Origin of the sequence: Shewanella sp. 11B5, assembly GCF_002836795.1 — a bacterium.
GTDB classification, from domain to species: Bacteria; Pseudomonadota; Gammaproteobacteria; order Enterobacterales; family Shewanellaceae; genus Shewanella; species Shewanella frigidimarina.
The window spans coordinates 1-8,596 of record NZ_PJAP01000352.1; the positions used below are offsets into that span (position 1 = coordinate 1).

An 8,596-nucleotide genomic window follows, 5' to 3' on the forward strand; every position below is an offset into this window, starting at 1 on the left:
ACGCGTTTGCCAGTATTGGGAGTCCCAGTACAAAGCAAGGCGCTATCTGGCATGGACAGTCTATTGTCTATTGTACAAATGCCTAAAGGGATTGCCGTTGGCACCTTGGCTATCGGTACGGCTGGTGCGTTTAACGCAGGTTTACTTGCTAGCCAAATTTTGGCGCTTACCGATGCCGCTTTAGCTGAGCGTTTAGAAGCATTTCGTGATGAGCAGACTCGCTCGATCCTTGATAATCCAGATCCGAGAGAAGACTAATGACGTTGCCAAAAAATCTATGGGTATTGGGTGACGGTCAATTAGGCGCCATGCTCAGTCATGCTGGCCAACCGTTAGGCATTAATGTGCGCCCAGTCGATATTATGACGCCATCAGATGCACAATTACCGCTAGAAGCTGACGACATCATTACCGCTGAACGCGAGCAATGGCCTGAGTCGCAGTTAAGTTTACAACTCAGCCAACATCCACATTTTATCAATGGCCCTGTATTTGGTCGTTTAGCGGATCGTTTTAGCCAAAAAAGTCTGCTCGATGAATTAGCCGTCGCCACATCTCCATGGCAATTAGTTGATGATAATACCAGCACAGAGGCGCTACATCAGGCTTATGGTGAACGGGTATTATTAAAACGCCGCACTGGTGGTTATGACGGTAAAGGCCAACATTGGCTTAAGCAGGCAGAAGCAACAACCATCCCTGCCGATTGGCGTAATGAAGCCATTGCAGAACAAGCGATTAACTTTGATGAAGAAGTGTCACTAGTCGGCGTGCGCACCCAGGATGGCCGCTGTTTATTTTATCCACTGACACTTAACCTGCATCAAGACGGTATTTTAATGGCCTCTATCGCGCCATTAAGCCGCTTAGCGCCTTTGCAAGCTGAAGCAGAAGACATGTTGAGCAAGGTGATGCATGCCCTTGAATACGTGGGTGTGATGGCAATGGAATGTTTCCGTGTTGGCGAACACTTAATGGTCAATGAGTTAGCGCCGCGGGTACATAATTCTGGCCACTGGACTCAAGCGGGTTGCCACATTAACCAGTTTGAACTGCACTTGCGTGCATTATGTAATTTACCTTTGCATCAACCACAGGTTAATTTCCAATGTGTGATGGTTAACCTAATTGGTGTCGATAAAGACGACCGCTGGTTAAGCCTGCCAAATGCCGAACTGTTTTGGTACAATAAAGACGTTCGTGTTGGTCGTAAAGTCGGTCACTTGAACCTGTCTGTGCATAATAAAGCGATGTTAGATGACAGCATTAGCCACTTAAAAGTGTGGATGCCACAACAATATCAAGCACCATTAGATTGGATTTTGGCAGAGTTTGCTTAATAGCTTGGTTAAACAAGCGGGTTTAATTAGTTTGTAAAATCAATTAAACAAGTCATCAAATCTGTTTCTTAGGGCTTTACCTAAAGACACACGAAAAAAGGAGCCTAGGCTCCTTTTTTGTTATTGATTTTTGGTGATTAAATTTGGTGATTGAATTCTTTCTTGTGATTGAATAGCTAGGAATTTCACTTAAAACGCTAATCATTGTTCACCGTCATCAGTAAGCCGCTACACAAAGTCACTCTGACTTAATCAAAAAATACTCGCCATAACCACGACGAATCTAAATCTTCTTTGCATTGATGATACTGCGCAGCGTAGCGTTTTGAACGTTTGTCGACTTTATTGGCTACAGGCGTTAACCATTTTTTGGCTTTATAGCTGCCACGTTTATAACCGCCCCAACCTTCGTGATAATTTAAGTATTGGTTTTTAGCATCCCACTTAGACACACCATTAATTTTATGGGTTTTGTAAATAAACCAGCCCATAAAGTCCATCGCATCATCAAAATCACTGCGGCTAGACCAACTATTACCGGTTTCGCGAACGTAGTCGTCCCACGTCATGGTTTTAGCTTGTGCGTAGCCATAGGCATCGCTGGCTCGTCCAGTGGGGATAAAACCTAAAAAGTATTCCATAGGTGGTGCGGCATTATGTTTGAAGGAACTTTCTTGATACATCATCGCTAAAGGAACATGTACTGGTACGCCCCATTTTTCACGGGTGTCTACTGCGGCTTCATACCAAGAACGGTGTTCTTTAAAAATCGAACACAGATTATCAGGCTCTTTCGGAGGCGAGGTGGCACAACCCGCTAATGACAGTAATGCAATTGCGCTAACGACACCTAAAAAAAACTTCATAACACCTCTACCAGTACCTAAGATATTGATTCTGGACTCAGTTTTACATCAATTAAAAATCAATGCAATTATCCTTACATTTTTTGTTGCATTGTTTTATACAGGAACAGGCATTCTTTCAACAATGCGCCTCAAACTGAAAAGACTGAGTGACCCTGATTGGGCACATAATTGATGGAGTGGGTATTAACGTTTCATTTCACATTGATGAGATTCTGTTTGCCAAATAATTGGCTGCCAGTAGCCCTGATTTTGGCCAATATAGATTTTATCGGTATTGAATTGAGCGGCAATATGATAGCGCTGATCGAGCTCAACATTGACAGTAAACACTTTCACTTTACGGGCTGATAATGACACTTTTAATTCTGGTGAGTTAATCAGCTCTGCCACTGTAAATGCATGCTCGCCTGGCGATAATAGGTAATTGGGCCTTGAAATAACGGCAACGCCATCCAAGTGAGTGACCACGACACGGTATAAGTTGGCACTGTTATCGGGCGCTAAATAACTCGATACAGTACCGCACTCTACCATTTCATCTGGCGATGAAGCACAGCCATGTAAAGCTAATGCCACAACCGCAACAAGCAGTGCTCGCCAAGATGAATAAACTTGCATGATTACTTCGCCTCGAAAGTGCCTGCTGTAACAACATCACTAAAATAATGAGCGAGGAACGTCGCAAAATTATCTTGTGGTTGAGCTTCTAAACTGTGCTGCTCAAGCAAAGACTTTTTAGCTTCGTTTTCATAGCCTTGTTCGACTTCATCGCTTAATGGGTAATGGCTTAAAAATTCATGATAATCATTTGCCAGTTGTTTAACCCACACGCTATGGTCGGTGCCTTTAACCACAACTTCGTTTATCACCCGGCCCGATAACGTTTTATCTGGATCATCGATAGCTTCAGACCACGTACTTAAGGCTGTTTGGTAAGCATGGCTATCATCACCATCGAGTAGTTTCGCAATTGTGTTTAATTGCCCAAATAACTCGTGCATCCATTGCGTTAGGCTAATGGTCTTCCCGTTGCGTTGTAATTCAAGTCCAGGTTTACGACCTTCTAATACTACGGCTTTCAAGTTAGCGGCAATCTCTGAGTCGCCGACGGCATCAGTATCCTCAGATGGCGACAATAAGCAGTACAATAAAAATAGATCAAGAAAACGCACTTGAGTTGCATCTATCCCTACTGGGCTAAATGGATTAACGTCTAAGGCACGTACTTCAATGTACTCAACGCCTGCACGTGCTAACGCTTGTGAAGGTTTCTCGCCCTTTTGGGTGACACGTTTTGCACGGATTGGTGCATAAAATTCATTTTCAATCTGCAAAATATTACTATTGAGTTGGCGGAATTCACCGTCGACATTAATACCAATCTTTTCAAACTTTTTAGATGGCATTTTAATTGCTGCGCCGACGCCTTCAAGGTAGTCAGGCAATGAGTTGTAGCTAATATTAAGCGTGTCTTGTTCTTTGTTGGTATAGCCTAAATCACTCATGCGCAATGAAGTTGCATAAGGAAGGTATAAGGTCCCTTTACCGGTTTTTTTAAATTCGAAATCGACGTCTTGATCTTTTATAAATGAACTACATAATGCCGGCGTTGACCCAAACAAATACGGTAACACCCACACTAAACGACGGTAGTTACGGATCAATCCAAAATAAGATTCTGAGATAAAGTCTTCAAAGCTAATATTTTTACTGCAACAAGCGGCACCATTGGTCATCTTGTCATCATACAAACGTTGCCATAAATCTTGCGACACCGAAAAGTTAAAATGAACCCCAGAAATGATCTGCATTAATGCACCATAACGATGGGTTAACCCTTTACGATATAAGGTTTTCATTTTACCGTTATTTGAGCTGCCATATCGTGCTACAGGGATATCACTGACTTCACCTACGTAACATGGCATGCTGACAGGCCACAATTTTTGACCGTTAAGGTTACGCACACTGTAAGCGTGGGTTTGCGTTAACCCTTCGAGCAAATCATCAATACTATGACTCACTGGCGTAATAAATTCTAATAAGGCTTCGCTGTAATCAGTGGTAATGCGCGAATGGGTCAGAGCAGAACCGAGCGCTTCTGGGTGTCCGTCTTGTGCTAAATGGCCGTTTTCATCAATACGCAATGCTTCACGTTCAATACCACGTAACATGCCCAATAAAGCCTCACGGCCTTGAGTGTCGCTTAAGTGTTCGACTTTTTCATTGAAAGACTTCAATTTACTACTCTCTTTTATGGATTCGCATTGCGAGTAAACAGCTAGACCTGATAATAAACGAGATTATTACTGAAAACGCGAAAAAAAATGTAACTCAGTATAATTAGCGTGTTTATGGGTGTTAAATTAAAAAACGGCAACACAAGTTGTCACCGTTGATTGAGCCTCAAACATTATCTTTTATTTGCCAAAATAACCAACAACGTATGGTATTACGATTAAAGCACATAATTTAGCTCAATCTATGTTTACAACAGATTGAGCTATGGACACATCTCATGTATATGAGGCTAACATTAGCTTATTTCAAGGCTAGTGTTAACCCTAGTAGTAGCAAGTGTTCAACTAGTCGGCAAGTGTCATCATTTCAATCTGATACCCCAGCGCTGTTAACTGCGGTACAACTGTGGTTTTATCACCCACCACCAGCATCACCATGTCATTGATATTTAATAATTTACTGGCAAGTTTGTTTAACTCTTCGGTTGAAATGTTTTTCACAATTTTGTCTTGCTTAGCCGTAAAACCTTTATCGAGCTGATAACGTTGGATCATTCTTAAAAAACCGGCTTTTTGATACGGGGTTTCGTATTCTAATGCTTGGCTCTGCGCAATAGAACTGCGCATAAAGGCACTTTCTTCGTCAGTCATACCAGATGCTTGGTAAGCGTTAATTTCGTTAACAAACTCAGCTACTGCTAACCCTGTTACATCGCTTCTTACGCTAGCATACGCCATAAACTGACCGGTATCTTCAGCGCCACCAAACTGAGTGCGCGCACCATAGGTGTAACCTTTATCTTCACGTAGATTAAGATTAATACGACTATTAAAAGCATCCCCTAATGGGTAGTTCATCAGATAAGCTTTAAAATAATCACCTGTTGCATCATAGGGTAACGACACTTGGCCGATATTAATCACCGACTGTGCTGCACCGGGTTTATCAATCAAATAAATGGTGTTTTTAAGGTGTGTTGGTAATGCAGGCAGCGCTGCAACTTGAGTCGCCTCACCTTGCCATTCATTAAACATCGACAACTTAGGCATTATTTGTTGTTGATTTAAGTCAGACACCACGACCATCTGAGCATTACCTGCACGGTATTGCTGTTGGTAAAATTGCTTCACGTCATCTAGCGTTAATGCTGATATTGATTTAATCGTACCATCACTGCTGACCCCTAATGGGCTATTGTTGCCATATAACAAGGCAGAAAAACCACTACGGGCTAGATAGTTAGCATCGGACATTTGATGTTGCAAACCTTGCAACTGCTGTTGTTTAACTCGTTCAAAATCTGCAGCAACAAAACCGGGACTAAACAAACGCTCTTTAACGATGGCAAGCGTGGCATCTAAGTTTGCCGTTAAACTCGACACTTTAAGGTAACTTTGTGAATCACTGGCGCCAAAACTAATCGATGAACCCAACATATCAAGCGCCCCAGCCAAATCTTCACTGCTGCGTTGCTCGCTCGACTCATTGAGCATTGATGCAGTTAACTCAGCAAGACCCGCCTTGTTAATTAGGGTTAAACGATGGCCGCCATCCAAATAAATAAGCAGTTCGACAGTTGGCGTTTCGTCACTTTCAGTGCCCATCACTTTAATGCCATTTGCCAGCTTACTGTCCCATAATTGCGGCACTGTGAGTATCGGCGCCGCGGCTGATGCTGGGGTTTTATTGCGATCAAATGAAGATTTGGCGAAAGTGATATCGGTTAATCCCGTTACCGCTTCTTGCGCAATAGGCAAAGTAGTCGGTTCAAAATTATCCGCGTGGGCGATTAATTGTGTTTGCCCTTCTGGCACAATACTCATTACCACCATTGGCTTATTTTTAATGTAGGTATTAAATACCCGCATTACATCGGCTTTGGTGACGTTAGCATAACGAGCTAAATCAGCAGCCACCATGTCAGGTTTACCAAAAAAGGTTTGGTTAGCGGCAAGTGTCGAGACTTTTCCAGCGACACTTTGCATACCAAAAATAGTGCTGGCTTCGAACTGCACTTTGACTTTTTGCAAGTCATCGTCGGTTACGCCACGTTGTTCAAACTCACTGATAGTTTCATTAATTTTGCTTTCAAGATCAGCAAGACTGCCGCCTTTACTCGGGTTAGCGACAGCGTAAAGTGATAACTGACAAGTAAGCTCTTGGCATGGATGGCTGACTGCAGCTTGGACTGCATAACCATCTTTGACCAAATTTTTATAGATAAGTGATGTTTTACCGCCACCGAGAATATTAGCGAGTAGATCGAGTGCGGCTTCGTCTTTGTGTTGCGCGTAAACAGTGGGGAATCCCATGTATATTAATGGCAAATGTACTTTGTCTTCCATCGATATATAACGGGTTTTATCCAATGTCACCATGGTTTTAGCTTCAGGCTTAACCGTAGGCCCTGCTGGAATTTCACCAAAGTATTTATTTACCCATGCTAACGTTTGGATCTCATCAAAGTCGCCACCAATGGTTAAGGTCGCATTATTAGGCCCATACCAACGTTGAAAAAAATGTTTCACATCAGCAACTGTGGCGCGATCTAAATCATCTGGCCAGCCAATAACAGGCCAAGAATACGGGTGACCCGCTGGATAAAACGCTTGGTTAAAACGTTCATTTAAACGGCCATAAGGACGGTTATCAATCCGTTGTGCACGTTCATTTTTAACGGTTTCACGTTGTACTTCGAATTTTTCGCTCGTGAGGGCGGGCAGTAAAAAGCCCATGCGGTCAGATTCTAACCAGAGCATCTTCTCTAATTGATTACTTGGCACGGTTTCAAAATAATTGGTTCTGTCGGTATTGGTGGTGCCGTTTAATGTTCCGCCCGCTTCAGTAACCACTTTAAAATGCTGTTCATCACCAACGTGTTGTGAGCCTTGGAACATCATGTGTTCAAATAAATGTGCAAAGCCACTGCGACCGGCTAATTCACGGGCTGAACCGACATGATAGGTCACATCGACATGAGCTAATGGATCTGACTTATCTTGATGCAAAATCACGGTTAAGCCGTTGGCTAACTGATATTTTTTATAAGGAATGCTAACTTGATTTTCTGTCGGGGCCGCGGTTTCAATTAAGGTAACACCTTGGGGCAAACTCGACGACTGATACGCGTCATAGGCGCAACCACTTAATACAGCACTGATGGCCGCTGCTAACATCCATTTATTCAAATTTAGTTTCAAAATCGACTCCTTCCTTAAAACAAAAATAACCATCGTTGCAAGAGCAACGCGGTATCAATACTCAAACGTATACGTCATCAGCAATACAATGACGCTATAACGTAATAATTTACCCATAAACATAAATAATGAGGCTGGTAAGATAGGTATTTTTAACCATCCAGCCAGTAAACATAGCAAATCACCGATTATCGGTAACCAAGATAATAATAGGGCCCACATACCATATTTTTCTATCCATGCGAGTGCATAGCGGTATTGTCGACGTTGAATATCTTGTGGATTTTTGGCTAACCGCCCTGCTCGACCAAGACCATAACTGGTTATCGCACCAAGCGTATTACCAATAGTGGCCAGTATCAATAATTCGAACCATAAAGATGGCGTTTGATTAAGTAATGCCACCAGTAACACTTCTGAGCCGCCAGGCAACAGTGTTGCAGCCAAAAAGGCGCCGCTGAACATTAGCCATAAACTCGTCATCGATAGATCTTAATGTGCACTAGCATATTCATTCCAATGACTATTCATTTTATTTTTATCGTACCTTCACAATGAATATCTGCACAGCACAATATGAAGATATTGAACGCGGTAACCCCTAAAGACCACTCACGACTATCTCAATCGCAACTTAGACATAATCCCGATACAGTTCATTGTTACGTAAATATGCAAGGTTACCCCAACTCAATATACAAAAATTGAGCAACAACAGCGCGAATTCGTTAATAAATAGTAAAAAAACTTAAAGTTATAATAACAAACTCAGTTATTCATATAAGTTATAATAAAATAACGTTGTTTGTCATTCGCTCACTTCATACAATGCGATTAATATTTATTAACCTCAGCGGGTTTATTAAGGCATTATTTAGCGTAAATACCACGCATAGCCATAAGAAACTAAACCGAAATACCGCAACACATCGCCATTGTAGGGTTT

General features: G+C 42.2%; 7 protein-coding genes. 2 read left to right on the forward strand and 5 right to left on the reverse strand.

Annotated elements, in window-relative coordinates:
- Together CXF78_RS07585 and purK are read left to right on the forward strand one after the other, a co-directional pair.
- Nucleotides 1-258 (forward strand): AIR carboxylase family protein (locus CXF78_RS07585; protein WP_180957084.1); only part of this gene is annotated, 258 nt, incomplete at its 5' end.
- The gene (gene purK / locus CXF78_RS07590) at nt 258-1,340 is read left to right on the forward strand and encodes a 5-(carboxyamino)imidazole ribonucleotide synthase (RefSeq protein ID WP_102036429.1); all 1,083 of its coding nucleotides are present in this window, start codon (nt 258-260) and stop codon (nt 1,338-1,340) included. The genes CXF78_RS07585 and purK, both read left to right, overlap by 1 nt.
- Nucleotides 1,341-1,588: 248 nt before the next feature.
- Here the strand turns inward: purK and CXF78_RS07595 are convergent, their stop codons facing one another.
- From CXF78_RS07595 to CXF78_RS07615, 5 genes are all read right to left on the reverse strand, one after another.
- Nucleotides 1,589-2,206, reverse strand: a complete 618-nt coding sequence (locus CXF78_RS07595; RefSeq protein WP_102036430.1) for a transglycosylase SLT domain-containing protein — start codon at nt 2,204-2,206, stop codon at nt 1,589-1,591.
- Nucleotides 2,207-2,392: 186 nt separating this feature from the next.
- Nucleotides 2,393-2,827: a hypothetical protein gene (locus CXF78_RS07600; RefSeq protein ID WP_011636547.1), complete on the reverse strand. Its 435-nt coding sequence runs from the start codon at nt 2,825-2,827 to the stop codon at nt 2,393-2,395.
- 2 nt (nt 2,828-2,829) lie between these two features.
- Nucleotides 2,830-4,467 (reverse strand): glutamate--cysteine ligase, encoded by a 1,638-nt coding sequence (gene gshA, locus CXF78_RS07605; protein WP_257984865.1) that lies wholly within the window; start codon nt 4,465-4,467, stop codon nt 2,830-2,832.
- Between the two features lie 327 nt (nt 4,468-4,794).
- Nucleotides 4,795-7,638, reverse strand: coding sequence for a M16 family metallopeptidase (locus tag CXF78_RS07610; protein ID WP_180957085.1), 2,844 nt, complete (start codon nt 7,636-7,638; stop codon nt 4,795-4,797).
- A gap of 66 nt (nt 7,639-7,704) precedes the next feature.
- Nucleotides 7,705-8,133 carry a YqaA family protein gene (locus tag CXF78_RS07615; protein WP_011636544.1) on the reverse strand — a complete coding sequence of 143 codons (429 nt, stop codon included), beginning with the start codon at nt 8,131-8,133 and terminating at the stop codon, nt 7,705-7,707.
- Nucleotides 8,134-8,596: the final 463 nt, after the last annotated feature.

Coding starts and splice junctions, on each gene's coding strand:
- CXF78_RS07615 (WP_011636544.1), bottom strand. CDS start 8,133: ATGACGAGTTTATGGCTAATGTTCAGCGGCGCCTTTTTGGCTGCAACA.
- CXF78_RS07595 (WP_102036430.1), bottom strand. CDS start 2,206: ATGAAGTTTTTTTTAGGTGTCGTTAGCGCAATTGCATTACTGTCATTA.
- purK (WP_102036429.1), top strand. CDS start 258: ATGACGTTGCCAAAAAATCTATGGGTATTGGGTGACGGTCAATTAGGC.
- CXF78_RS07600 (WP_011636547.1), bottom strand. CDS start 2,827: ATGCAAGTTTATTCATCTTGGCGAGCACTGCTTGTTGCGGTTGTGGCA.